General features: G+C 64.7%; 28 protein-coding genes. 13 read left to right on the forward strand and 15 right to left on the reverse strand.

Annotated features, from left to right (window positions below; all coding sequences use genetic code 11):
• On the forward strand, positions 1–390 hold a 390-nt coding region (locus tag NP3_RS35795), incomplete at its 5' end, for an NAD-glutamate dehydrogenase domain-containing protein (RefSeq protein WP_157124776.1).
• A 200-nt stretch (positions 391–590) separates the two neighbouring features.
• Here NP3_RS35795 and NP3_RS35800 read toward each other — a convergent pair.
• The 6 genes from NP3_RS35800 to NP3_RS35825 form a co-directional block, all read right to left on the reverse strand.
• Positions 591–857: a type II toxin-antitoxin system RelE family toxin gene (locus NP3_RS35800; RefSeq protein ID WP_063046155.1), complete on the reverse strand. Its 267-nt coding sequence runs from the start codon at positions 855–857 to the stop codon at positions 591–593.
• Positions 854–1117 carry a type II toxin-antitoxin system Phd/YefM family antitoxin gene (locus NP3_RS35805; RefSeq protein ID WP_063825004.1) on the reverse strand — a complete coding sequence of 88 codons (264 nt, stop codon included), beginning with the start codon at positions 1115–1117 and terminating at the stop codon, positions 854–856. Before NP3_RS35805 ends, NP3_RS35800 begins: the two co-directional genes overlap by 4 nt.
• A 137-nt stretch (positions 1118–1254) precedes the next feature.
• Positions 1255–1983 (reverse strand): ESX secretion-associated protein EspG, encoded by a 729-nt coding sequence (locus tag NP3_RS35810; RefSeq protein WP_063046156.1) that lies wholly within the window; start codon positions 1981–1983, stop codon positions 1255–1257.
• 129 nt (positions 1984–2112) lie between these two features.
• Positions 2113–2448, reverse strand: coding sequence for a hypothetical protein (locus tag NP3_RS35815; RefSeq protein ID WP_063046157.1), 336 nt, complete (start codon positions 2446–2448; stop codon positions 2113–2115).
• A 6-nt stretch (positions 2449–2454) separates the two neighbouring features.
• Positions 2455–2790, reverse strand: coding sequence for a hypothetical protein (locus NP3_RS35820; protein ID WP_063046158.1), 336 nt, complete (start codon positions 2788–2790; stop codon positions 2455–2457).
• Complete coding sequence (locus NP3_RS35825) at positions 2790–3227, reverse strand: hypothetical protein (protein WP_157124777.1); 438 nt, start codon at positions 3225–3227, stop codon at positions 2790–2792. The genes NP3_RS35820 and NP3_RS35825 overlap by 1 nt, the downstream gene beginning before the upstream one ends.
• Before the next feature lie 185 nt (positions 3228–3412).
• Here NP3_RS35825 and NP3_RS35830 point away from each other — a divergent pair, with 185 nt between their 5' ends.
• Both NP3_RS35830 and NP3_RS35835 read left to right on the forward strand, forming a co-directional pair.
• Complete coding sequence (locus NP3_RS35830; RefSeq protein ID WP_063046160.1) at positions 3413–4282, forward strand: helix-turn-helix domain-containing protein; 870 nt, start codon at positions 3413–3415, stop codon at positions 4280–4282.
• Positions 4279–4485, forward strand: a complete 207-nt coding sequence (locus NP3_RS35835; RefSeq protein WP_084509447.1) for a DUF397 domain-containing protein — start codon at positions 4279–4281, stop codon at positions 4483–4485. Before NP3_RS35830 ends, NP3_RS35835 begins: the two co-directional genes overlap by 4 nt.
• A 176-nt stretch (positions 4486–4661) precedes the next feature.
• Here the strand turns inward: NP3_RS35835 and NP3_RS35840 are convergent, their stop codons facing one another.
• Together NP3_RS35840 and NP3_RS35845 are read right to left on the reverse strand one after the other, a co-directional pair.
• Entirely contained in the window at positions 4662–5135 is a 474-nt protein-coding gene (locus NP3_RS35840) for a hypothetical protein (protein WP_063046162.1), read from the reverse strand.
• Between the two features lie 28 nt (positions 5136–5163).
• Positions 5164–5781: a DUF3558 domain-containing protein gene (locus NP3_RS35845; RefSeq protein ID WP_063046163.1), complete on the reverse strand. Its 618-nt coding sequence runs from the start codon at positions 5779–5781 to the stop codon at positions 5164–5166.
• Between the two features lie 118 nt (positions 5782–5899).
• Here NP3_RS35845 and NP3_RS35850 point away from each other — a divergent pair, with 118 nt between their 5' ends.
• The gene (locus tag NP3_RS35850; protein ID WP_063046164.1) at positions 5900–6238 is read left to right on the forward strand and encodes a type VII secretion target; all 339 of its coding nucleotides are present in this window, start codon (positions 5900–5902) and stop codon (positions 6236–6238) included.
• Positions 6235–6531, forward strand: a complete 297-nt coding sequence (locus NP3_RS35855) for a WXG100 family type VII secretion target (protein ID WP_063046165.1) — start codon at positions 6235–6237, stop codon at positions 6529–6531. The genes NP3_RS35850 and NP3_RS35855 overlap by 4 nt, the downstream gene beginning before the upstream one ends.
• A gap of 276 nt (positions 6532–6807) precedes the next feature.
• On the opposite strand, the gene NP3_RS35860 is transcribed toward NP3_RS35855, so the two are convergent.
• On the reverse strand, positions 6808–7878 hold the full coding sequence (locus NP3_RS35860) for an SPFH domain-containing protein (protein WP_063046166.1): 1071 nt from the start codon (positions 7876–7878) through the stop codon (positions 6808–6810).
• 198 nt (positions 7879–8076) lie between these two features.
• Between NP3_RS35860 and NP3_RS35865 the strand changes: the two genes are divergently transcribed.
• Positions 8077–9606: an amino acid permease gene (locus tag NP3_RS35865; protein ID WP_063046179.1), complete on the forward strand. Its 1530-nt coding sequence runs from the start codon at positions 8077–8079 to the stop codon at positions 9604–9606.
• A 372-nt stretch (positions 9607–9978) separates the two neighbouring features.
• The gene (locus tag NP3_RS35870; RefSeq protein ID WP_245721248.1) at positions 9979–12192 is read left to right on the forward strand and encodes a serine/threonine-protein kinase; all 2214 of its coding nucleotides are present in this window, start codon (positions 9979–9981) and stop codon (positions 12190–12192) included.
• Positions 12193–12201: 9 nt separating this feature from the next.
• Here the strand turns inward: NP3_RS35870 and NP3_RS35875 are convergent, their stop codons facing one another.
• Positions 12202–12555 (reverse strand): DUF1707 SHOCT-like domain-containing protein, encoded by a 354-nt coding sequence (locus NP3_RS35875; RefSeq protein ID WP_063046168.1) that lies wholly within the window; start codon positions 12553–12555, stop codon positions 12202–12204.
• 170 nt (positions 12556–12725) lie between these two features.
• Between NP3_RS35875 and NP3_RS35880 the strand changes: the two genes are divergently transcribed.
• Both NP3_RS35880 and NP3_RS35885 read left to right on the forward strand, forming a co-directional pair.
• Positions 12726–13460 (forward strand): MerR family transcriptional regulator, encoded by a 735-nt coding sequence (locus NP3_RS35880; protein WP_063046169.1) that lies wholly within the window; start codon positions 12726–12728, stop codon positions 13458–13460.
• 229 nt (positions 13461–13689) lie between these two features.
• Positions 13690–14271, forward strand: coding sequence for a hypothetical protein (locus NP3_RS35885; protein ID WP_157124778.1), 582 nt, complete (start codon positions 13690–13692; stop codon positions 14269–14271).
• Positions 14272–14456: 185 nt separating this feature from the next.
• Here the strand turns inward: NP3_RS35885 and NP3_RS35890 are convergent, their stop codons facing one another.
• The 3 genes from NP3_RS35890 to NP3_RS35900 all read right to left on the reverse strand — a co-directional run bounded on the left by NP3_RS35890 (position 14457) and on the right by NP3_RS35900 (position 16814).
• On the reverse strand, positions 14457–14738 hold the full coding sequence (locus NP3_RS35890) for a hypothetical protein (RefSeq protein WP_063046171.1): 282 nt from the start codon (positions 14736–14738) through the stop codon (positions 14457–14459).
• 276 nt (positions 14739–15014) lie between these two features.
• Entirely contained in the window at positions 15015–15590 is a 576-nt protein-coding gene (locus NP3_RS35895; RefSeq protein ID WP_063046172.1) for a hypothetical protein, read from the reverse strand.
• An 18-nt stretch (positions 15591–15608) separates the two neighbouring features.
• A complete protein-coding gene (locus NP3_RS35900; protein WP_063046173.1) occupies positions 15609–16814 on the reverse strand; it encodes a phosphotransferase in 1206 nt (401 codons plus the stop codon).
• A gap of 211 nt (positions 16815–17025) precedes the next feature.
• Here NP3_RS35900 and NP3_RS35905 point away from each other — a divergent pair, with 211 nt between their 5' ends.
• Complete coding sequence (locus NP3_RS35905) at positions 17026–19800, forward strand: helix-turn-helix transcriptional regulator (protein WP_169814636.1); 2775 nt, start codon at positions 17026–17028, stop codon at positions 19798–19800.
• Between the two features lie 135 nt (positions 19801–19935).
• Here NP3_RS35905 and NP3_RS35910 read toward each other — a convergent pair whose 3' ends face one another.
• Entirely contained in the window at positions 19936–20526 is a 591-nt protein-coding gene (locus NP3_RS35910) for a class I SAM-dependent methyltransferase (RefSeq protein WP_063046175.1), read from the reverse strand.
• A 226-nt stretch (positions 20527–20752) separates the two neighbouring features.
• Entirely contained in the window at positions 20753–22558 is a 1806-nt protein-coding gene (locus NP3_RS47255; protein ID WP_063046176.1) for an alpha/beta fold hydrolase, read from the reverse strand.
• A 39-nt stretch (positions 22559–22597) separates the two neighbouring features.
• Here NP3_RS47255 and NP3_RS35920 point away from each other — a divergent pair, with 39 nt between their 5' ends.
• The 3 genes from NP3_RS35920 to NP3_RS35930 all read left to right on the forward strand — a co-directional run.
• Positions 22598–23011 carry a GbsR/MarR family transcriptional regulator gene (locus NP3_RS35920; protein ID WP_063046177.1) on the forward strand — a complete coding sequence of 138 codons (414 nt, stop codon included), beginning with the start codon at positions 22598–22600 and terminating at the stop codon, positions 23009–23011.
• Positions 23011–24117 (forward strand): FAD-dependent monooxygenase, encoded by a 1107-nt coding sequence (locus tag NP3_RS35925; RefSeq protein ID WP_063825005.1) that lies wholly within the window; start codon positions 23011–23013, stop codon positions 24115–24117. Before NP3_RS35920 ends, NP3_RS35925 begins: the two co-directional genes overlap by 1 nt.
• A gap of 52 nt (positions 24118–24169) precedes the next feature.
• A partial coding sequence (locus NP3_RS35930; protein WP_157124779.1) for an AAA family ATPase occupies positions 24170–25545 on the forward strand: 1376 nt, incomplete at its 3' end.

Consider the following 25545-nt stretch of genomic DNA (forward strand, 5'->3'; position numbering starts at 1 on the left):
GAACGGGATGCGGAGGAGGTCGCCGAGCTCTATTACGCACTCGACGATCACTTCCAGATCGAGCGGCTGCTGACCGCGGTGAGCAACCTCGCCCGCGATGACCGGTGGCGCACCCTCGCCCGGCTCGCGGTCCGCGACGACCTCTACGATTCGCTGCGCTCGCTCACCCTGGACGTGATCACCGCATCCGAACCGAACGAGAGCACCGCCGACAAGATCGCCGAATGGGAATCGGTCAACCGCCCCCGCCTGGCGCGCGCCGGTGCCTCACTCGGCGAAATCTTCGCCGCGGGCACCCACGACCTGGCGACGCTCTCGGTGGCCGCACGGCAAGTGCGCAGCATGGTCAGCAGCGGGGAATCCGCTGCGGCAGCACCTGTTTCGAGCTAGCCAGCCGCGTATCCGCGCAGTCTCGGCGAACGTCCGCCGAGACTGCGCGGATAGACAAAGGGTTTGGCGAATGTTTCCGTCATCCCCGCGAACATCGGGACCCACACCTCCGCAGTGGGTCCCGGTGTTCGTCGGGATGACGGGATACCGCCCGAGAGCTCGACATCGATTGCGCGAGACGCTATCCGAACGAGTGCGCTCTACCGGTAGATGATGTCCCGGCCGCCGGCAGCGATAACCAGGATCACCAGCCGATTGTTCTCTATCCGATAGATGGCACGATAGTCACCGCAGCGGAGCCGATAGAAGCTGGCGTATTCGCCTGCCATCGGCCTGACCGCATTGTTCGGGGCGTACGGATCATCACCTAATTGGGCGAGCTTCTGAAGTAGCCGAATGGCGTCCGTTTTGGGAATGTTGCGGATGTCCTGTTGTGCTTCCGGGGTGAACTCGAATCTGTATTTCACTTCGGTTCGTCCAGGATTTCAGCGAACATATCGGTGAGGTTGATCCCTCCCTCGCCCTTGTACTGCTGGTAGCGGTGCTTGGCGATATCGGCAAGCTGTTCGTCCTCCCAGTTTTCCAGGGCTTGGAGCATGCTCACCGGGACCAGCGCGGCGACGGGGTGGCCGTCGCGGGTGACGATGGTGGTCTCACCGTGCTCTGCCGCATCGAGGGTTTTGGCTAGTCCGGCGCGAAGTTCACGGACGGTCAGATGCTCGGTCATATCTGTAGTGTACACGATGTGTGTACACTACGGATTGTGATGTAACCTGCGCACTCGTCGATCCGGGAGGCCGGGCGTGTTCTGTTGCGCCGCATACGGAGTCGTGGGGATATGTTGTGCGCGGGAGCATCTCGCGGCTATGTTCGATCCCGTTCGACTTCGAGTTGGGGTTGGGCGGCGTTGGCGATCCAGGTGCTGAAGTGGGCGGCGAGGTCGGTGGGGGTGGTCGGGTGGACGGTGCTGTGTTGGTCGCGGAGTTCGGTGTAGCGGCCGTCATCGGTGATGTCGTGCCATTGGACGGCGGCGAGGGGTGTGTTCGGTTTGTCGACGGGACCCGTGTAGAGCAGAGCGGACCCGCCGCCGTCGGCGGGCCGGTGCAGAAGGCGCCGGATGTGTTCGTGCGGGGTATCGCTGTCGGGGTGGCAGCTGGTCTGCGGTTGGGTGCCGGGCTCGCAGGGTGGAAGGCAATCGGCGAGTTGTGCGGGGAGGTGATCGGTGGGGAACAGACGGCAGCGAATCGGGCCGTCGGTATTACCGAAGGTGGCTTGGGCCAGCGACATCGCGTGCTGGTCAGTGCGCGCGCCGACGACGCGGTAGACGCGGACACCGCCGTCCGGGTTCTCGTGCCGGGTTGTGCCGCCGAAGATTTGGATGCGGACAGTCGAGGTGATCAGGGTATGTAGGGCGAGTTGGATTTCTTCGAATTCGCCAGGGGAGTAGCGCTCGCGCATGGTGGCCCGGTGGGCATCGAAATCGTCGCGGTGGGCGAAGCGGCTGGTGAAGCGGAGCGGATTGGGGAAGCGTTCATTCGTGGGGGTGAGCCATAGTGCCGCGAAATCGTCTGGTTCCCAAGTCCATTCGGCCATTGGCAGATCCAATCGGTGCTGGGTGCTGGGTGCTGGGTGCTGGGTGCTGGGTGCTGGGTGCGATGTCGGATGTCGTTGTGCTGCGGCAATCGAATCCTGTTCGCGAGTTATGACGCCTTTCACGCTGGTTCACCAGGGCTTGCCCCAGAGCCGATGTCGTCGTGTCGAATCGGGGTGAATGCGCCCGGCCGCGACCAGCGCATCGAATGCCGCGTGCTTGCGGTCGCAGTTGTGCTCGCGGTGCAATTGCATCGCGATGTGGGCGTCGGCGAGGGTGAACGGTTGCTCGGGTGGGCCGCACGTCCACGCTTTCGGCCATTCGACCGGGCGTAAGCGGCAGCGCCGTGTGGCGGGCCGGTCGCGGCGTGGCTGGTTGATCGGCCACACGCACGCCACCCCGACCATCGCGAATGCCCCGCCCCCGACGACCGCGAGGATGCTGTGCGCTATTTGCCACGGCCCCATAGCCGTTCACTTCTCGACGCCGTTGCCGGGGGAGGTCGGCGGTAGCGCCAGTTGGGCGAGCCCGTCGAGTACTTGGTGCAGTGTTCGAAGTTCGGGTATTCCCTCGGAGAGGGTGCGGTCGGTGTCGATAGGGAAGTCGATACCGCGCAACCGGGCGCGTTCGCGCGGGCTCAGCCTCGGTGGCACGATCCGGCCGTGCCGCACGAGCGTGTAGTACGCGACCCGCTTCCACGCGCACCGCGATATCCGGCACGCACGGTGTTGCCGCATCTGCGCCTGCGCCAACTCGACCTCGGCGAAGCCGCAGATGGTCGGCGGGCTGAGCAGAGCATCTGCATTCATCACGCCGCCCCCATCTCGACGCCGGGCAAGCGCTGAGCCGAACGCGCCCAAGTGCCTTGCGGGCAAACGGTTTCCAGGTCGAACCCTTTGTCGCAGATCAACGCGGGCCGACAGTCGACGTGACCGAGGTCGAAGACAACGATCACCCGCACGCCGAGCCCGGCCGCAATACCGAGCGCATAAGCGATCGGGTCGTCGACATCGGCAGGTGGCCGGACCGTGTACACGTATTGATAGCCGAGTGTGTTCGCGTGTCGTTGCACGTCGAGGGCGTGGCGTGGGGCATGCATGCCGGAGATGTCATTGCGAACGAAGCCAATGGCTTTCGGTTTGTCGCCCGCAGTGATCGTCTGCGGCGACGCGGTGGTGTGCGTGGATGTCATGGTTCCCCCAGAACCTGGTTGTTGGTGGAGTGTGGGCATCCCGAGCAGTGCCATGTGCCGCTGTTCTTCTGCCATCTCGTGTCGGCTGCTGCCTCGGGCGCGCTATCAGCACACCACTGGGCGTGCCACTCAGAAGGCATCGTCTGAAATTTCGCAGGAAGTTCCGCGAAACACCAAGACAGATTACAAGTCTCGCATCTATTATTTCAGGCTGAAACATCACAAGACAGGAGCTTGGCATGTCAGAAACGGACGAACCGCTGTCGCTCCCGAAGCGCCAGCTCGGTCACTACCTCCGGCAGGCTCGTGAGGATTTGGGCATGAGCCTCGCCGAGGCCGCGAAGCACATCAACCGTTCGGCTCCGACCCTGATGCGGATCGAGAAGGGCCTCACCAAAAAGCTTCAGCCGCTGGAGATTGATGCGCTCTGCCAGTTCTACGGCTTTGATGAGGAGAAGGCTGACGCAATGAAAGGGCTTGCACAGCAAGCCAATACGAAAAATTGGTGGAACGAGTACGATGACCTGATTCCGGCCAGCTTTGTCGTTTATGTCGGGTTGGAGACTGCGGCTCATGAGATCGTCACCTACCAGTCAGACCTGATCCCCGGCCTGGTGCAGACATCTGACTACGCCCGCGTACTTATGCGGAGCGCGCTTCCGCTGGATGCGACAGAGGAGATCGAACGCCGGGTTCAGCTGAAGATGCGGCGACAGCTGCTCATCACGCGCAAGGTTAATCCGGTTACGTTCGAGCTCGTCATCCACGAGGGTGCGATTCGCCGTGTAGTCGGGAGTGGAAAGGTGATGGCTGCCCAACTGCGCCACCTTGCTGACATGAGTACCCGTCCCAATATCACGGTCCGGGTGCTTCCGTTCACCGCAGGTATCCCGTTGGGCGATCAAATCGGGCCATTCGTCATCTTGCGGTTCGGTCGGGGCGCACGCACCGTCGTGTATGCCGAGACGTTCTGTGGCGATCTGTACCTAGAAAAATCCAGTAGCCTGCGGCGGTACGCTGGTGCTTGCGAGGCCATTCAGCAAGCTGCGCTGGATGAGACCACAAGCAGGAGCCTGCTCCGGCAGGTGGCGAAGGAGCATTTAGCGTGAGCATGGATCTATCCGGTGCCAGGTGGTTCAAGAGCAGTCGAAGCTCGGCGACCAGGGAATGTGTGGAGGTAGCTTTCCTCGACGGGGAAATGGTCGGAATGCGGGACAGCAAGAACCCGAACGGCCCGGCGTTGGTCTTCACGCCCGGCGAATGGGATGCCTTCACCGCGGGCGTAACGGACGGAGAGTTCGACCGCCCCTGAGCCTGGCACAACACAGAGTACCGCAGCGCTCCTGACAAGTCCGACGTCGCGATGGTTCCGTCTGCTGTCCTAACCTCGGCCAAATCCGGGCTCGCGCAAAGCTTCTGGTTTTCGGACCGGCGTGTTGCGCGGAGAGTCGATGTGCGACAGCACCGAGGGTGTACGAGGTCGGAAACCTATAGTCCTGGCCAGGAGAAGATCTTGGCTTGGGCGGGTGCCTGCTGCGGCAGATTCGCTTCCAGGTCTTGGTATTTCGCAGCCTGCTCGGTGTCCACGCCAGTGATGCGTTCCCGGACAGTGCGGAAGAGGGTTTGGAAGTCTTCGATGACCTTGTAGTGCGATTCCATCACCGCGTAAACGCTGTTCTCCGAGCCTTGGGACTTCTCTCTCCATCGCTTGACCATCGTCTTGGCGGAGATCAGGTCTCGGTCCTCATCCTTCGGGAAACCCTCACCGACACCCCATTTCTCCTGGTTAGAGATGTCAGTCATCGTTCCTTGAATCAAACGGATGACGCTTTTGAAGTACTCGCAGTCGCGGTCGATGTAGACGAATTTCTCGAGATCCATCCGAATAGTGATTCGGCCCTCACGGGCCTCGGTGATGAGATTCGCCAGTGGGCTCGCTGGAGTCTTGTCGTCGTTTGCCATACGTCCCCTCCCATACTCCGTGGATCAGTCAGGCGGTGGCGGGCAGGCTGGGCACGACCTTCTCCGCCAACTCACGAGCGAGCACGCACGAGTCCATGCTGCCGGTGTCGCGATTCGATGGCGGGTTGTTCAGATTGAACTCGAGACTGCCGCCTTTCATCTCCACATCCACGGTGCAGGCTTCCTTGATGAAAGGGCCATCGAACTGGCGGGTCGATATCGCACGCCTACCGTTGATCGTGAATTCGGTTGCCTCCGGGAAGTTGCGACTACGGATGAGGTCCACGGTGAGATTCGTCGTTCGGATGCTGACCGAATATCCATTCGGCCTTACCCATCGACACCCACGCCACGCTACGCCACCGCTGGCGTCGTTATTAGCGACAATCTTCATGCCCAGCTTCTCCGAGTCCAGCACACTTTGCGGGACGTCGTTGCAAGGCGCATAGCCAGTAGGCGCGTCGGCTGCCACCGACGCGTCCGCGCTCGCGGAAGTGCTGACCGGTTTCGCGTCTCCACCAGTCGACGAACCACACCCCGACAACAGGACAACAGCACCAACCGCCAACACAGTGCCGAGCAGTGTGCTCCCCCTGCTGATCATGCGTTCCTCCTGGTCACCAGCGGTGTCGACGGCATCGATCATGCCTGGAACGGCTCCCGCCCCTGTTCAGTTGGTTCGACCGTACCGGCAGGTTGATCCGCCTACAAGCCGCGGATGTCTCGTGTTCGACAGGCATTCGTGGTCGGTAGCATCCGTTAGCGTGAGCGACGGGGGGACTCCAGTCTCGGGCAACCGGCTCTCGGTGGTGCCCGAGCAGGTTCGTGACGTCGGAAAGTATTTCTACGAATTGGCCGAGAAACTGCGCACGGCATTGGATTCCGCGGCCATGGACGTGGATGCGGTGGCCAACGGCATTTGGACCGGTGGTTTGGCAGTGGAGTTCGCCGATGGCTGGAGCGATGTCCGCGACGATGGCGGTCAGATCATTGCCGCGCTCGCCGCGATGGCAGAAAAGCTCGGCGTCACCGCCGAGACGTATCGAACCCTCGATGAGAGCAACGCATCCACGCTGAACACCTCGAGTTTGGATTTGCCATGAGCGAGTTCTCGGTAAATCTCGAAGACCTGGACCACATCGTGGCCCGGTTGTCCGGCCTCGCCGGTTTCATCAACGATCATCTCGACGACATCGATGACAAAGTCGGCGCGCTGACCGGATCGGGCTGGGAAAGCGTTGCGGCCCAAGCATATTCCGAAGCGCACCAGCAGTGGATGACGGGAGCGCGCGAGTTCGCCGAGGGCGTCCGTGAGATGAGTGACGCTGCCCGCAAGGCGCACACGCGGTACAGCACCGCGGCCGATGTCAACAAGCAGATGCTGCAGGGCGGATAAACCCGTGGGTGACACCTGGGTCATCGACTCCGGCATGTACTTCGATGCCGCCAAGAAATGCCAGTCGCTGGCCAGCGCCACGCCACGCCCAGCGGCACCACATATGACTGCGCTCAGCGGATCTCGATTACCTCAGAGGTAAGCTGGACGCGCGCCTAGCTTCTGGTTTCGAACCGGTGTGTCGCCCGGAGCGTCACGTGCGACAGCGCCGCAGGTATGCGCGATGGCGGATTGTATCTCGGCGGCGACGGGCGGAATGTCGTATTCGAGCACAGGTCAGCTCGCGGCGGCGGTGCCGCAACTTCCGCAGAACTTGGCTGCCGCGGTCAGGTCCGCGCCGCATTCGGTGCAGTGGCGCGGGCGGGGTGCCAATGGGTCACCGCAGTTCATGCAGAATCGTGCGTTCCCGGGGTTGTCGGTGCCGCAGCTGGCGCACACCGGCTGCGTGTCGGACGGAATCGGTTGTGCGGCAGCTGGAATCGCCTGCCGCTGCCATGGATTGGTCGGCGCCTGCTGTTGGATCGCGTTCAAACCCAGTGCGGCGCCGAGGAATCCGTCGCCACCATGGCCATGGCCGTTGGCGAAGCCTTGGCCCGCGCCGAGCGCCATTTCGCCTGCCGCGTAGCGCTGGAAGTCTCCAGCCAGACGAATGTAGGTGACATCCTTGGCGAGTCGCTTGATGCGGTCCGCATCCTCGGGGGCCAGGGTGATGTCGAAGTTGCCCAGCCGTGGGATGCGTAGGCCGTATTCGTAGAGCGTCAGATTGGTCTGGCGCACCACGGCGGCCTCGATCGGCTCCAACTGTCCGGACAAGCCGAGTACAGGCCAGTCTCCCCGGGAAATACCCTGCGTGACAGCGATTTTCATCGCCTTCAGCAGCAAGTCCGAGCTCCAGGACTCCACCGTGGCCGGGACGCTCAGGTCGGTGGTGCCCGCCAGCGAGGTGACCAGTTCGGCCGGATCTCGCACCGTCAGCGCGAATTCCCCGAAGACCCGCAGCGTCACGACTTGCTCGCTGACCGGATCGGCGATATCGGCCAGGCGGCCGCCGAACTTGATGCCGGGAAACTCGCGGGTGGAGACGAAATACAGTTCGGCGCGATAGAAGTTGTTGCCGGTCAACGTATCCACGAGTGCGCCGAGGACCGGCAGCTCGTCGGCATCGATCCGATGCCGACCGGGCCCCATCGCGGCCACCACCTGCCCGGACTTGACGAACAGGGCGATCTCGTCGGCATTGACAATGGCACGGCTGTAGCGACGGATGTTGACATCCGGCCACTTGTAGATCAGTTGATTCTTGCGGCCCTCAGGGACCGCGATGAACTCCCGTTCGAACCATGCCATGCTCGCGCTCCATCAGCCGTAAACGTATCCAGCGTACCGATGTTCAGCGGTACGATCAACTAACGCCGAGGTCACGGCGGGTGCCGAGCCTTCGCAACGTTTCCGCGTGGTTACGACTCTTGATTCCCTATTGAACGTGCCGTTGAATAGCGATACATTAAGCAGCGATATGATCGCCGTCACGTGAAAGGCTTCACCATGACAACCGTTCAACACTCCGCGGAAGTGCCGGCGCCCGCGGATGCTCTGCATGCTGAGGATGCGGGCTATAACAAGGCGTTGCGCCCGCGCCAGCTGCAGATGATCGCGATCGGGGGCGCGATCGGAACCGGACTGTTCCTTGGTGCGGGTGGTCGGTTGCACACTGCCGGTCCCGGCCTGTTCCTGGTGTACGCCGTCTGCGGTATTTTCGTATTCTTCATCCTGCGAGCGCTGGGCGAGCTGGTGCTGCATCGTCCGTCCTCCGGATCGTTCGTCTCCTACGCGCGCGAGTTCTACGGCGAGAAGCTGGCTTTCGCGGTCGGGTGGATGTACTTCTTCCACTGGTGCATGACCGGCATCGTAGACATCACCGCGATCGCCACCTATGTCCATTTCTGGGGAGCCACCGAGGCGATACCGCAGTGGTTGATCGCGCTGGTGGCACTGGCGATCGTGGTCAGCATCAACCTGATCTCGGTGAAATGGTTCGGTGAGCTGGAATTCTGGGCCGCGCTGATCAAGGTCGTCGCGCTCGTCGCCTTCCTGATCATCGGCACCATCTTCCTGGCGGGCCGATTCAAGGTCGACGGTGAGACCACCGGCTTCACGGTGATTTCCGATAATGGCGGCTTGTTCCCGACCGGTCTGCTGCCGCTGGTCACCGTGACCACCGGTGTCGTATTCGCCTACGCCGCAGTGGAATTGATCGGCACCGCGGCCGGTGAGGCGGAGAATCCGGAAAAGATCATGCCGCGGGCCATCAACTCGGTCATCGCCCGTATCGCGCTGTTCTACGTCGGCTCGCTGGTGCTGCTCGGACTGCTGCTGCCCTACGTCGCCTTCAAGGCCGGTGAAAGCCCGTTCGTCACCTTCTTCTCCAAGCTCGGTGTCGGCGGTGCGGGTTCGATCATGAACCTGGTGGTGCTGACCGCGGCGTTCTCCAGCCTCAACGCGGGCCTGTACTCGACCGGCCGCATCCTGCGCTCGATGTCGATGAACGGCAGCGCGCCGAAGATCGCCTCGCGGATGTCCAACGGCGGTGTGCCTTACGTCGGCATCCTCGCCACCGGCGCGATCGCACTGGTCGGTGTCGGACTCAATGCGATGGTGCCGGACAAGGCGTTCGAGATCGTGCTCAACATGTCCGCTCTCGGCACCATCGCAGCGTGGGGCGCGATCGTGGTCTGCCAGCTGCAACTGTTCCGTTGGTCGCAGAAGGGGCTGGCCGAACGTCCGTCGTTCCGGCTGGTCGGTGCCCCCTACACCAGCTACGCCACGCTGGCGTTCCTGGTCGCGGTGATCGTGCTGATGGCTTGCAGTCATGAAATCGAGCAGCGCGGTGCGGTGATCGCCATGGCGGTGGTCGTGGTTCCGGCATTCGTCGGCGGCTGGTTCCTGGCTCGCAAGCGGGTGCTGCAGGTGGCGCAGGAGCGTGAGGGCATCACCGGTCAGTTCCCGGTGCTGGCCGAGCGGCCGCGCCGCGAGGGTGAGCCGGTCGTCGTTCTAGACAAGCCCGACGAGGAGTAGTAATCCGATCTCCGCCCCGGACAACATGTCCGGGGCGGAGCTATTCCCATAGGGGGGAACAGGGTAGACGCACGGCGGCGGATGGCGGAAGAGAATGGGACCCCGATTCAACAGGCTCGAAAGGTTCCCATGCCGGAGCAAGGCACGCCCTCCGAGAATCCGCTGCCGCACCCATGGGCGAATCGGCGGATGCGCGGCACCGAAGTGCCGCGGCGAACTCCGCTCCCCTGGGCAACCCGGGGCATGTCGAAAGTCGAGCCGTCCCAACGTCTTCCGCACCCGTGGTCACGCCCGCGCACTATCGAGGGCATACCGTCGCAACGATTCCCACTCCCAGGCCTCGGTTCGCGGGGTTCGCCGGTCGAGGCGAGCATGACCCAGCCGATCACGGATACCTCGGAGCCGGTTTCCGGTCCGATCGTCGGACTCGACGAGGACGACGAGCCCGGTTCCGGGCGCAGTGGCCGCTCGCGCCCGAGCGTGCGCCGGCTCGGCGCCGGGTTGGTGCCGATGCCGCGGGTGGCGCCCGTCGACCCGCGCAGTGCCATACTCCCGAATCCCGAAGTGCCGGAACTGAAACGGTTCTGTTGGAAGTGTCAGGAACCGGTGGGCCGCCGCAGTGCGGCCGGACCCGGTGAAGTCGTCGGCGAATGCAGCCGCTGTGGATCACCGTTCAACTTCCGGCCCGCGCTGCAGCCGGGCGAACTGGTGGCCGACCAGTACGAGGTCCAGGGTTCGCTGGCACACGGCGGACTCGGTTGGATCTATCTGGCCGTCGACCGCAATGTGAGCGACCGCTGGGTCGTGCTGAAGGGATTGCAGAACCCGCTCGACTTCGAGGCGCACGTGGTCGCCCTGGCCGAACGGCAATTTCTTTCCGAAGTTGCCCACCCGGGCGTTGTGAAGATTTACAACTTCGTCAAGCATCGGTCCGCGCGTGATATTCCGGATGGCTATATCGTCATGGAATACGTCGGCGGCCAATCGCTGAAGAAGCTGCTCGACACGCGCGGCAAGGAGCGCATTCCAGTCGTCGAGGCCATTGCCTACATAATGGAAATTCTGCCCGCACTGGACTATCTGCATTCCTTCGGATTGGCCTATAACGATCTGAAGCCCGACAACATCATGGTGAGTGAGCACGAGGTAAAGCTCATCGATCTGGGTGCGGTCGCGGCGATGGACTCCTACGGCAGCATCTACGGCACGCCTGGCTTCCAGGCGCCCGAGATCACCGAAACGGGGCCCACCGTGGTGTCGGATATCTACACCGTCGGCCGGACCCTGGCGGCCCTTGCGCTGAATCTGCCGAGGGACCGCGACGGCCATTTTCTCGGCGGCATTCCCGAACCCGATGAGGATCCGTTGCTGGCGCGCTATCAGTGCCTGTACCGAATTCTGTTGCGCGCCACCGATCCGGAGCCGGAGCGCCGGTTCCCGTCCGCGTATTCGATGTACTGTCAGCTGGCCGGCGCGCTGCGGATGGTGCTCGCGATCGATACCGGCCTGGAACATCCGCAGCCATCGGTTGAATTGAGCGCGATGCGCGACGATTTCGGCACCGACACGCTCATCGGCCAGACCGACGGGATCACCGACGGCGTGACCCGCATGCCCATGCTCAGTGTCGGCGATGTCGTGGCGGCACTGCCGACCCCCTTGATCGATAGCGAGGATCCGAGCGTCGAACTGCTGTCCAGTCTGCTGCACGGAGAGCCGAGGCATGCGCTGGATGCCCTGCGCCGGGCCCATGAACGCATCCGCTCCGGCACGATTGTCGCACCGGAATCCTTCGAATTGGAGGGCCCGCTCACGGCGGTGCGCGCCTACCTCGACCTGGGGGAGACGGCCACGGCCCGCCAACAGCTCGCGGGCCTGCGGCCGAATTACGGCGCCGACTGGCGCATCGAGTGGTACGAGGGTGTCGCCGCGTTGCTCGACGGCCACTACGACCGAGCCTGGCAGCATTTCGATATCGTGCACGCGATGCTGCCCGGTGAAATCGGCCCGGAGCTGGCGCTGGCGGCAACGGCGGAACTCGTACTGCAGCATCTCGATATTCCGGCCGATACCGAGCGCTGGCACCGTGCCGCGATGGAGCACTATCGGGCGGTGTGGCGAACCAACCACGGTGTGGTGAGTGCGGCCTTCGGTCTGGCCCGGCGGCTCGCGGCCGATGGGGAACTGCTGGAGGCCGTCGCCGTGCTCGATCAGGTGCCCGCCGCCTCTCGCCATCACGGCGTCGCGCACACCACCGGCTGCCTGCTGCTGGTCTCGCGGCCGATCGCCGATATCACCGAAGCGGATATCTGTGCCGCCGCGGCGCGGCTCGAGGCGCTGCCGGATGATGCTCGCACCTTGCAACTGCAGGTCATCGTGGTCGGTGCGGCGATGGAGTGGTTGCGCGTCGGCGGCCGACCACGGAAATCGAGTCAGACCATCCTGGGATTTCCGCTCACGCGCGCGGGGTTGCGGCTCGGGCTGGAGACAAGTCTGCGCGCGCTGGCCCGGACCGCGCCGGATCGCTGGCATCGCTACCGGCTGGTCGATCTGGCCAACTACGTCCGGCCGCGCACGAGGTGGTAGGGCGGCCGCTCAGCGCAGCCGCTCGACCACCCATACGACGACGATGCCGGTTCCGGCCAGCAGCCACAGCCAGTTCCCCGTTGCGACGGCGAGTACGACCGCGATGATCGCGATCACCGCGGCGACCGTCGAGAGCTGTCGCAGTGGATTGTCGGGGTGTACCTGGGGCGCGGCGGGTGTGGCACCCGGCAGGTCCACGAACAATTCCGCTAATTGTCCTTTGGTGGTCGCCGCCGCGGCAATGGCACTGCGTTCGTCGAACTCGGTCAGGCTCAGTCGCCCGGTGCCGAGATGGTGCGACAGTTGTTCCAGCGCCCGTTCCCGCTCCGTCACGGTAATTCGAGAAGCCTGCGCCTCGGTCATATCCGAAGGATAAGCCCCGGCGGCGTTGGATCCGGCGTCGCGAATTGCCAACGGCGGGAATAGTTTGCGATGTCATCCCGGCTTGACGGCGGCCTCTCGGACCATAGGTGCCCGACATGACTGACGTATGCTTACCTACGGGTAATGTTTCTGTATGGTTTCCTAGACATATGGCAGGGGACGTGGAGTACACGATCGATGAGCTGGCGCGCGAGGCTGGTACGACCGTGCGCAGCCTGCGGGTTTACGCCGAGCGCGGCATCCTGCCCCCGCCGCAGGTGAAGGGCCGCACCGGCTTCTATGGACCGGATCACCTCAATCGGGTGCAGACGATCAGCCGCTTGCTGGACCGGGGGATCAAGCTCAACGGCATCCGGGAACTGCTGGAGGCATGGGATCGCGGTGACGATCTCGGCGACATTCTCGGCGTCGCGGAGCCCGACGCGACGCAATCCACCGCGCCGTCCCCCGGCGACACGATCGCGGCGACCGAACTCGAGCAGCGCTATCGCGACGTGCCCCATGGACTGGCTCGCGTGGTCTCGGCGGGTCTGTACGAACCGATCGACGCCGCGACCTACCGCATTGCCGATCCGCAACTGATCCGCATCTTCGATCAGATGGAGGGCGCGGGCATGCCGGTCGACGCACTGCTCGGCGAACTGGAGCGGCTGCGCGCGGACTGCGACCGGATCGCCCGCCGTTACATCGATCTGTTCCATCGGTCGGCGTGGGAGCCGTATCAGAACTCCGGGCGCACACCCGCGGATAAGGCCGTACTCGCCGACCGCGTGGCCGAGACCCGGGTGCGCCCGGGGCAGGCGGCCGCCGAACTCGTGAACCGCTTTGTCGCGAAGTACCTCGAACAGGACAGCGAACTCACCGAGGCGTTGCCCGACGCCTGACGCGCTCTCGGCTCACGCCGACACGTGCAATTTCTTGCCTGGCTTGCGGCCGATCCTTCGGTTCCGCACGTCCCTGGCCAGCATCTTCCTCCTTTATCGTTCCCACAGTTGGCGATACTTAGCTCAACGTGCCGTTAACTAGCGTTACATTAGATAGCGGGAACAGCACCTCCCGTTTGGTCCGTATCGACGTCGGCCGGCGGGCGAGACAATGATGAAGGAGACGTCGATGATCAACGTCAGCGAACTGCGCGACGCAACCAGACCTACTGAATGTCCCGACCAGGCTCGTAATGTCAAGGGACGCACTAAGATTCGAGTATTTTCCTTGCTTGCGGCAGTCGCGGCGGGCGTCGGTGGATTCGGTGTCGGCATCGAAACGCCTACGGCCAATGCCGATATCGGCGTGCGCTGCCTGTGGGCCGGTGACGCCATTCCGCAGGGTGTGGCGATCTCGGCGGGTGGCTGGACATACCGGTGCGAGTCCGATTTCTTCGGCTTCGCGCGCTGGTCTCGCGAGGGCTACGCCCGCGGCCGCAGCTCCGTGTACAACCCTGGTACCAACGGGAATCCGGCTGGCAAGTTCAGTCCGGGGGCGCAGCAGCCGGGCACCGACTACATGGACTACTGCGTCGGCAGTCAGCTGATCGAGGGCCGCGAGGACATGTACGAGGCCGTTGCGGATGGCCGCGGCGGGCTGTACTGGCGTGCGGCCGGGCCGATTTCGGACTGGACCTTCGATATGGCCGCGAACCGCCCGGGGCCGTCGTGGCGGTCGTCGAGCCTGTGCGTCGACGGCAGCCTCACCTGAGCTACCTGACGCGAATTCTTTTACTACTGATGCCCTTTCGGGCGGTCGTGCAATTCGTGCACGATCGTCCGGGAGGGCATCGCGCTGTGTCGGCCGTCGTTCAGGCGTGCACATACGAATGCGACCGCCACCCCGAAGGGGTGGCGGTCGCATTCGAAATATGAACAGCTGCGACGACAATCAGGTCAGCGGCCCTCGCCGGGCACCCAGACCCAGCGTCCGCCGTTGTTGGAGCCCCGGCTGTTGTCGTTGGCGTCGGCGCTGGTGGAGGCGTGGTCCTGATCGGCGACGCGCCGGTTGCCGCCGCTGGTGCTGTTGCCGTAGCCGCCGCGGGCGCCTCCGCCGTTGCTGTTGCTGTGGTTCCCAGGGGCCGCGACGGTCGACTGAATCGCCATGGCGGCAGGGGTGATCACCAGTGCGCCGACGACCGCACCGGCAATGACGACCTTCTTCGACTTGAGGTTCATGGTTACCGATATCTCCTTCGTCCCGCCGGGCCCGGACTTGGTCGGTAAGTAGGTGTGCCGGGAATGCAGGTTGTCTGGTATCTATTGTGCCGCTATTCAGCGGCACAATCAATAGTGACACGTTAGAAGATTCGCATCTTTTCAGATTTCAGGGCTCAGGCGTGGGTCGGTGCACGTTGATTCGAACGCCTGTGTGGCAAACGGATTCGGCCACGCACGGAGAGTAGTGGGCGCCGTGACCTGATGCTTCTCAGGAGCGGGGACAGGCGCTCAGGTTCAGCGTCGGCCGAACTCGGGGGTGACGCACACCTTCCTGACCCGGACGGCCAGCGCTGATTGCGCAAGATACTGCGAACGCGGGCCGGGCCAGCGCAAAACCGGCTCGCACCGGTGGTTGTCGTCGGCCGACATGTGGACCACATGCCGTGTGCCGATGCCGTCGAGCGGTTCGACGCGACAATTCTTGTGCCAGCCGAACGGCATCAGATGCACCTGCTCACCGCGTTCCTCGAGCCGCTCGGTGACCTCGGTCAGCACGTCGATGGCGTCGGCGAGTTCGGCCAGCACATCGAATCCCACTGGGGTGCTGTGTCTTTCGCCGGGGCCGGGTAGACAGGCGAAGCCCTCGACGACAATCGGTCCGGCATCGGATTCGGTGAGGACGCGCCGGAGCAACTGCACGACGGTGCCCGTCAGTGCCCGGTCGCCGCGGTCCACCCCGATCGTCACAAGCAGGCAGTCGTGGAAGCATCTGCGTGTCCCGATGATCGACGGTTCGATATCAATGGCGCACGGGCTCGCCGTCGTCACCGTGTATTCGACGGTGCGGCAACGATTACTGACAATGCGCATCGGCCACCTCCGGCCCGCTCATCCGCTCGCCTCGACGGCATCGGCGGCATCGAGGTCGACCACGGCCGTCGCCGTGCGCTCGATGATGCCGAGGCAGACCTCATCGGGCTGATACTTGGGCTGAATGGCGCTGTGGCCGATGGTCGAGAGCCAAATGAAATACGGATACAGCGCCTGCTGGCGGTAGGCCAGCCAGGCTGTGTCGAAGTCGGGGGCCGGTGCCCCGCAGTCCGCTAGTCGTGCCAGGTACCCGGTCAATAGCTCGCGTTCCCAGGCGCGTCGGTCGGCCACGTCCAGGCCGGAGGTGACGACATACGCGAAGTCGTAGGCCCAGTTGCCGCGCAGTACGACCTGCCAGTCGGTGAAACCCATCCGGCCCGCGGCGGTGACATAGGTATTGCCGATATGGCTGTCGCCGTGCAGGAAGGTCTGCGGTCCGGTGCTGGCGATCTCGAGCGAACGTTCCAGGGCGCGGTACAGCCGATCATGTTGCGCCGGTAGTACATCGGGAATCACCGAGGCCGCGCGTCGAGCCCCGACGCGCGCCCGTTTGGACATGCCGATCAGCCGGTCGAGATTGGCGAAATGTGCCCGTGGCGCCTTGAGCCACGTGTGCATGCGGAGTCTTTCGTCGTCCCAGTAGCGAGCGTGCCAGGTCGCCATGGTGCGCAGCAGGTCCTCGATCTGCTCGCGCCCGATCGGGGTGCCCGGCGTGCAGAAGCTGGCGCCCTTGGTGCTGACGATGTCCTCGAGCAGCGAAATCGAGCGCCCCGAACGGCTGTCGACCGCGCTGTGATAGCCGCGCGGGGCCTCGATTTCCAGATTGGGCCGTACATGTTTGAAGAAGCCGGGTTCGCCGTGCATGATGTCGGCCAAGTCGAGGGTCAACCGCTGTTTGAAACCCGCGGTCGTCTTCGCGAACAGGTTTTCCGGCAGGCCCGCGGCCTGGCCGATCTCGTTGTAGCCGACGGTGAGTTTCCACCGTGTCGAGGTACCGCTGCTTTTGTCCGCGATATCGAACGCCTCGACCACCGCACCCGGATGGGCGTAGCACAGTACGGCGGTCAGCCAATCGGTGGTCAATTCTCGACCGGTCACCGGCACATCGGCCACATGCATGGCCTGTGGACGGGTGACCGCTTCCCGCGCGAGATGACCACCGATGCGGGTGATTCCACGCACAACCGCGAGTGCGGGATGCCGGGTAGGTGCCTCGGACTGCAACGGTTCTCCCTCTGGTCGGCGGCCGATCGGATGTGCTGTAACCGGCCGGTTCCGGGTCGTGGTCGGCCGTCATCGCCGAACCCTAGGGCAGCCCTGCGCCGGGAACATCCGTCATAGCGGGTGGGAATATCCGCATCGGGCGGTCGGAAATCGCGCTGAGCGGGGGATGTGCATTCTGCACAACGGCGCGCGGACGCATAGGATCCTCTCCGTGCAGGGTCCCCTTACCTCCGTCTTCGTCGGTCGCGATGCCGAGGTCGAGCGTGTGGTGTCGCCAGGTCGACGCGCCGTCGCGGGGGAGGGGACGGTGGTGCTCGTCGAGGGCGAGCCGGGTATCGGCAAGACCGCGCTACTCGATGCGGCCGTTGCCGGATATGCGGCAGACGGTCTGAGCGTGCGGCGGGGGGCTGCAAAGGAATTGCAGCGGCAGGTGCCGTTCGCTGCCGTGTGCACGTGGCTGGACAGCGATCGCGGAACCGATCCGGTGCGTGCGCTGCTGCGCAGTGGGGATCGAGCCGGTGACGGTGCGGCGACGCACGAGTTCGCGATCACCGAGGCGATCCTCGATCTCGTCGATACCTGGTGTGCCGCTGGTCCTGTCGCATTGATCATCGACGATGTGCACTGGGCGGATCGGCAGAGCCTTACGGTGCTGAACCGGCTCTGTGGGGTTGTCGGAGATTCGCCGCTGCTGCTGGTGCTGGCGGCACGCCCGCTGCCACGGGGCACCGGATTGGCGGCGTTGACGGCCGAGTTGGTGGAACGCCGTGCGTCGACGATTCGGCTCGGTGCGCTGCCGGAACAGGCTGCGTCGGAACTGGTTCGGCATATGGTCGGTGCGGCTCCGGGGCCGGGTCTGATGCGGCAAGTGGTCGGTGCGGGCGGAAATCCGCTCTACATCACGGAATTGGTGGCCTCGCTTTTGCGTGACGAGGCGATCACGGTGGTCGCCGATACCGCCGATCCGACCGACCTGGCCGATGGTCCCTCCGCATCGTTGGCGGGGGCGATCGCGCAGCGGCTGGAATTCCTGTCACGGTCGGCACGGCAGGTACTTCCGATGGCCGCCGCACTCGGACCGGCCGTATACGTCGCGGAATTGGCTGCGGTGCTGGACAGTCCGATCCTGGAGATCTGGAATGTGGTCACCGAGGCGACCGACGGTGGCTTGCTCACCCGCGCCGACTCCGAACTGATCTTCCGGCACGACCTGATCCGTCAGGTGCTCGCCGATCAGCTGCCCGATTCGCTGCGCGCCGGATTGCTGCGCCGGGCCGGACAGATCCTGCTGGCCACCGACGCGCCCATCGAGCGGATCGCGTACTACCTGTTGGCGGGGGAGAACGAGCTCGATACGCGGACGCTCGACTGGTTGGTCGCGGTGGCGGACAAGCTGATCGTGCGCGCGCCCGAGATCGCGGTGCAGCTGTTGCAGCGCGCCGCGGGCACGGCGGACCTCGGCATGCGTCCCACACTTGTGCGGCTGCACGCCCAAGCGCTGCTGTGGAACGGTCGTGCGGCCGAGGCCGAAGCCCTGGTGCGCACGGCGCTGCTGAACCGGCCGGAGAACGATCTCGAACTGCGGTGGTTGCTGATGCAGGCCTGTCACGCCCGCGGTGATCTGCGTGAAGTCGTCGTCGTGGCCGAAGAGGCCCTGGCCACACCGAATCTCACGGAGGAGGAGGCGGGCCGAATCCATGGGATGATCGGCTTGAACAACGTCTTCCTCAACCGGCTCGATGCGGCGGAGGCGGCGGGTGCGAAGGCGTTGGCGATCGGGGAGGCGATCGAGAATCCGCTGGTGACCGGATACGGACTGTTGACCGTTGGGGGCGTGCGGTATAGCCACGGATATCTCGAAGAGGCGCTGGAACTGAGCAGCCGTATCCTGGCCGTCCTCGAGAACGGATTCGGCTCCGATCAGTTCGACCCGTATGTCCTCAACGCACACTGCTTGATCGAGCTCGATCGGCTCGCCGACGCGGAAGCGGTGCTGCACAAGTCGATCGGGCACAGTCGCCGCATCCACGGTGTCTATCTCGGTACGAGTTTGGTCGCCAAGGCGCGGCTCTATCTTTTGGCTGGACGCTGGGATGATGCGGTCGTCGAATGCACTTCGGGTCTATCGGTGCCCGACGCCATCGGCTACACCCCGATTCTGCACAGCCTGGCCGCGCTGATCGGCATCCACCGCGGCACCTTCCTGTCGGATCCGCAAGCCATCCCCGCACCGAACGACCAACCGGGCAGCAGTAGTTACGGCCAGTTCTATCCGTGGGTCCAGGCCCTGATGCTCGAGACCCACGGTGATCCGCGCGGCGCACTTGATCTTCTCGTCGACGCAAACGAGCGCCTCACGGGCGGTTTGGCCTCGTCCACGCTGTATTACATTTTCCCCGATATCGCCCGTCTCGCTGCCGACGTCGGTGACGAGGCGGCGGCGCGTTCGGTGGTGGCGGCCGCGGCGGAGTCGGCTCGGCGGCAACCGACGGCGGCCAGAACCGGTACCGCGCTGCTGTGTCGCGGTGTCGCCGAGCGCGACCCTGCGGTCGTGCGTACGGCGGCCGCTGATTTCCGGAAGGCGGGGCGACCGTTCTATGAAGCGCAGGCATATGAGAACGCCGCCTTATTGTTCGCCGCGGATGGGCGTGGCTCCGATGCGCGCAGCGCCTTGGATTCGGCGGTCGAGCTCTACAACGGCCTCGGCGCTTCTTGGGATACCGCCCGCGCGGTTGCGCGCATGCGCGCGTATGGAATTCGCCGCGGCGTGCGCGGACCCCGCAACCGTCCCAAGTCTGGACGGGCCGCTTTGACCGATACCGAACGTAAGGTAGCTGCCTTGGTGGCCGAAGGTTGCTCCAACTCCGATATCGCCGCGCAGATGTTCCTGTCGGGCAGGACGATTCAGTCCCACGTATCGAATATCCTGGCGAAACTCGGCGTCGGATCACGCCGCGAGATCGCGGCGGCCCTGTCCGGGAAGTAACGCCACCCCCCGGAGCCGCACTCAGCTCGCTTCCGCGCACCAGATCGCGTCTCGTGCATCAGATCGCGTGCCGCGCATGCTTATTCATGCGCACTGCGAGCGAAGGCACGGAGCGCACAACCTGCCTGCGAGGCGTTAGATCCGTTTGATCGTGGCGAGCCAGGCAGGTGCGCCGTCGTCGTGATATCTCGTCTCGATCCGGTCCGGTTCGAGGGCAGTGATATTCCATCCGTTGCAGGGGTCGAACGCTGCTGTTATTTCGTCTCTGCTGACGGGGTGCGGGCCGGTGTCGGGACCCTCGTCACTGAAGCACAACACATACAGCGTGCCACCATGCTCGGTCACCGCGGCCAGACTCGCCGCATATCCCCGCCGCTCGTCACCGTCGAAGGTGTGGAACAGCCCGCAATCCAGCACCGTCTCGAACTTGCGCCCCAACCGCTCCAGTTTCAACGCATCGGCCGCAACGAACTCGACGTCCAGCCCGCGCTCGACGGCCTGTGCCCGTGCCGTCGCCAATGCCGTCTTAGCCACATCGACGCCGAGCACCGAAAACCCTAGCGCCGCAACGTACAGCGCATTCTCCCCACTCCCGCAGCCCGCATCGAGCACCGCCCCCGCGAACCCGCCGTCAGCCCCCAACCGCACAATTGCCCGCTGCGGCCCGCCCACATCCCAAGGCGCGGGCCCATCCTGATACGACGCATCCCAAGGCACCCCCGTCATCCGCTCATGACTCGTCGGACGCCGCCCCCCGAAAGAATCCTCCATACCCCAGATCCTCCCACCCCATCCCACCCGACGTAACCCCAACCAAGCTGGTCAGGCGATCACCATGCATCCTCGGCGGCATCGCCCGAGAGTGCCCCTCCTGAGTTACATGGTGAACATCTGTCCAGCTGGTCGGCTCCGGAATGCCTCGCGGGTCGGAGTTGCGGCGGGCGGTAGGGCATCAGAGGTTTCGGTCGAAGTGGGCGACGGCTCGGTCGATGGCGGGCAGTACGTAGGTGTCGTCGTCGTAGAGGTCGATGTGGTTGGTGGTATCCAGCACCAGCAGTTGCTTGGGTTCGTGGGCTTTCGCGTAGGCGGCTTCGGCATCGCCGACCGGGATGGCCTGGTCGCCGCGACCGTGCACGATCAGCAACGGAGTGGTGAGCAGCGGCAGGTATGCGTCCACATCCAGGGTCAGTTCCTGTAGCACCGACATTGCGGTGCAACGGTTTTCCCAGCCGGGGCGCGCACCGCGGTCGGTGCCGTAGTACTCGAACGGTTCGGGTCCGGGATTGCCCGCGGGCATCCCTTCCGGATTGACCGCGGGCCAGTACTCGACTGCACCGGAGTCGGACTGACGCTGTGTGATCTGCGCGAACTGATCCATCAGTGCGGCGAAATTGTCCGCCCCGAAGCGATTTCGGATCAGCGACGGATTGTTGTACGCGGCGGCGATCAGTGCGACGGACTTGATCCTCGGGTCGAATGCCGCGAGCTGCGTCGCGTAGATCCCGCCCAGGCACACTCCGCACATGGCGATCTTGTCGGCGTCGACCTCCGGACGTGCGGCCACGAAACTCACCGCGTGCCGCAGATCGGACACCTTGGCCGTAGCATCCTCGTGCTGGCGCGGCAGCCCTTCGCTATCGCCCCAGTTGCGGTGGTCGAACGACAATGCGACATAGCCGCGCTGGGCGAACCGTTCCGCGTAGTAGCCCGTAACCTGTTCGCGCACACCGGAAAACGGTCCGGTCAGCACCACCGCGCCGCGCTCGGTGCCGGGTTCGGGCAAGTGCAGATCGCCTACGATCCGATGTCCGTCACTGGTGAACTCGATCTTTTCGATCCGCGTCATGGTTTCCCTCTCTGATGACCGGACAAAGACAGTAGGCGCACTGGGTTCGGTCGGTCTTGTACGTTCTTGCGCGGCACTCGAAGTCCAGCTCCGCCGCGCGGTGCCCTGGAAGCTCGATCGGTAGTTCGCCGGTGTGATTCCATAGGCGGCGGTGAATACCCGCGTCAGGTGCGGCTGATCGTGAAAGCCTGTCGCATAGGCGATTTCGGCGATGTCCATACCGCGCCGCAACATCCATCGGACGTAGTCCAGACGCAGTCGGACATGCAGTTTGTGCGGCGGCAGGCCGAAATGCGCCGTGCAGGCTCGAACGAGCTGATACTTGCTGGTACCAGTAATGCCGCTGAGCTCGTCTAGCGTCACATTGCGAGAGATGTTCTCGCGCAGGTAATCCCGAATCATCGCTGCGGTCCGGCCGAATCCAGCCGATCCGGGACCCTCGCTACGGTCCGAGCGCAGCGCCAGCGCGGAGACGAACTCCAGCAGCCCACCCTGTCGATTCAGCGCGGAACCGGGGCTGCCACCGGGTTGATACAGGAGCGTATGCAGCGACCGGAACTGGTTCGCCAGGGCGCGATCACCGATGACGACATCCCCGAACCGCATCGCCGACGTCGGCATGACCTCGGCGATCACCGACGGCGACAGGCACATCATGCGCCAACTCCCCGACTCGAGATCGTCGGGCGCCCCACTGTGCGCGTCATCGCCATGCAGCGCGATCAGCTCGCCTGGCGCCGCGTGATGGACGGTGCCACGCCTGCGGACCGTGAAGCCGGAGCCGGTCACCTGAACCAGCTTGATCTCTTCGTGCACATTGTTCCGATACGACCGCGCCGGTCCGGCCACGACCATCACATCGGACACGTCGTCCGGCACGAACGGAGTCCCGGCGGTTCGTTCCAGTCCCATTCGACCACCTTGCCCGAAACTAGGGTCGAGCGAGTCGCCATGTTCTGCACGAACGAATACGGGCTCCCGCCGATCGCGGGCCGGATCCTGGGCTGGTTGATGATCTGCGATCCCGCCGAGCAGTCCGCGGAGGCGATCGCGTCGGCGATCGGGGCGAGCCGGGTATCGCTGACCACGAATATGCGGATGCTGAGCGATGCCGGTTTCGTGCGGCGGCGCACGAAACCCGGTGAGCGCACGAACTTTTTCCGTATCGATGACGACGCATGGGACACCGCGGTGCATCGCCGCGTCGCCAGTCTGGCCGCCTTCCGTGACGTCACCGCCGCGGGCGTGGAACTCGCAGGCGCAGACAGCCCACGCGCCCGCCGCCTGCGGGCCGCCCACGACGCCTACGACTGGATGGCCGAGCGGCTCACCGCTGAACCACGGCCGACACGGCAGGACCGCTGATGACGAGGCGTACTGCGGTAGTGGCAGGTGGCGGCATCGGTGGACTCGCCGCGGCGATCGGCCTGCGGCGCGCCGGTTGGTCGGTGACGGTGCTGGAGCGACGTGCCGATCCCGGGGAGATCGGCGCCGGTTGGTCGTTCGCGCCCAACGCCATACGCGCCGCGGACGCACTGGGTGTCGGTGCCGAATTCCGCGCCATATCGGTTCCGACCCAGGCCGGAGCGACGCTGCGGACTCCCGACGGAAAGTACCTGATGCGGTTCCGCGAAGGACGCGATACCGCCCTGCTGGCAAACCATCGCGCCGATCTGCATCGCGTACTGCTCGCGCACGTGCCTGCCGAATGTGTGCGTGCCGAAGCCGAAGTCACCGAGGTCGACCAGACCGACACCGGCGTAACCGCCACCTATGGCACATCCGAAGGAGCGCAACGGATCGAGGCCGACGTGCTGGTCGGAGCCGACGGCATCCACAGCATCGTGCGGCCGACGACGCCGGTCTTCCAGCGGATACTGTGCTGGCGCGGGGTGGCGACGCGTGGTTCGGTGTGGCCGGTGGACGGCTTCCAAACCTGGGGCCGCGGCGCACGATTCGGCGCACATCCGCTGACCGGGCAACGCGTGTTCTGGTTCCTCACCATTCGGCAGAACGAACCTGGTCAGCCCTTCGATGACGATCTCGCCGAGGTCCGTCGTCGCGTCGGCCTCTGGCACGATCCGATTCCCGCACTACTCGACGCGACACCGTCGAATTCAATACTGCGCCACGATATCTCCGACCTCGACCCGCTCGAAACCTACGTCGACGGCCGGATCGTCCTACTCGGCGACGCCGCCCACGCGATGACCCCGTTCCTAGCCCAAGGCGCATGTCAAGCACTCGAGGACGCCGCCGTACTCGCCGCCGAACTCACCGGCGCTGTCGAAATCCCCACGGCACTGGCGCAATACGATCGGCAACGCAGTCAGCGGGTGCAGCGGATGGCTCGACAGGATCCGCGCATCAGCCTGTCCACCAGTCCGCTCGTCTACGGACTCCTGACCCGGCTCACCCGGCTCGCCGCACGCAAAGCCGCCCGTCTCTGGAACTGGACGCCACCCACCTGAGAACAACGCGTTAAGGTGCGCTTGACGGTGTGCAAGGTGCAGGAGCAGGTGGATGCTATACGGCCGGATGGCGGAGCAGCGCAGGATCGATGAGCTGCTCGCCGACGCCGTAGCCGGAAACCCGGGCGCCCTGGTGGTGCGGGGTGAAGCTGGCATTGGTAAGTCCGCGCTGCTGGAATACGCCGAGTCGGCGGATGCCCGACTGCTCCGCGTCACCGGGATCGAGTCCGAGACGGAATTGCCCTATGCCGCACTGCATGTGCTGTTGAGTCCGGTATTGGAGACGGCGACGCAGTTGCCGCGACAGCAATCCGATGCGTTGCTGGCAGCATTGGGGTTCGGTTCGGCGACACCGGCGGACCGCTTCCTGATCGGCCTGGCAACCCTGAGCCTGCTCACCGAACTTTCGATGGACGGACCGCTGCTGTGTCTGATCGATGACGCGCACTGGCTCGATCAGGAATCGGCCGACGCGCTGCTGTTCGCAGTGCGCCGCCTGCACAGCGAACCGGTGACGCTGATCTTCGCCGCCCGCGAAGGCGAGCGCCCCTTTCCGGCACCCGGTGTGCCCGAGCTGAATTTGACGGGACTGGATCACACGGCCGCGGAACAGCTCGTCGATGCCACCCTCGCGCCGTCCGCGCGCGATCACGTCATCGCCGAATCCGGTGGCAATCCGCTTGCCCTGCTGGAGATTCCACGCACGCTGACGCCCGCGCAGCGTGCTGGAGACAGCACCCCGCTCGTGTATTCACTCGGCGGGTCCGAGCCGCCGTCGAGCCGGGTGCTGACCGGATTCCGCGAACGGATCCGGGCGTTGCCCGCGGCTTCCCGATGCTGTCTGCTGGTCGCCGCGTTGGATGACAGCGGACTCATCGAGCCGGTGACCCGCGCGCTGTCGGCGCTCGGTGCGACACTGACGGACTTCGCGCCTGCCGAACAGGTCGGGCTGGTTCGGGTTACCGCATCGGGAATCGAATTCCACCACCCACTCATCCGCACCGCGGCACGGCTGGCATGCGATGTCGCCGAGCGGGTCGCGGCGCATCGGGCGTTGGCCGCAGCCGTGGACGACGATCGCAGGGCCTGGCATCTGGCCGCGGTGACCGCATTGCCGGACGAGGCGGTGGCGGCGCAATTGGAGCAGGCCGCGGTGCGCGCGCGCCGCCGCGGTGGGCAGATCGCGGTGAGTACCGGCTATGCCCGTGCCGCCGAGCTATCGCCTGCCGCCGTGGACAAGGCACGGCGCTGGACGATCGCGGCGGCCGCTGCTTATGAGGCGGGGCTGCCGCAGCGGGCAAGCGAATTGGCGCAGCGGGCAACTGATTTGGCAGAGCGGACACCCGACCTGGCACAGAGTGCACGCACTTCGACCGCGCAGGGACCCGAGTCGACGCAGCCCGTACCCGAGTTGACCGAGCGCGCGCC

This window comes from Nocardia pseudovaccinii NBRC 100343 (genome assembly GCF_001613225.1).
Lineage (GTDB): Bacteria > Actinomycetota > Actinomycetes > Mycobacteriales > Mycobacteriaceae > Nocardia > Nocardia pseudovaccinii.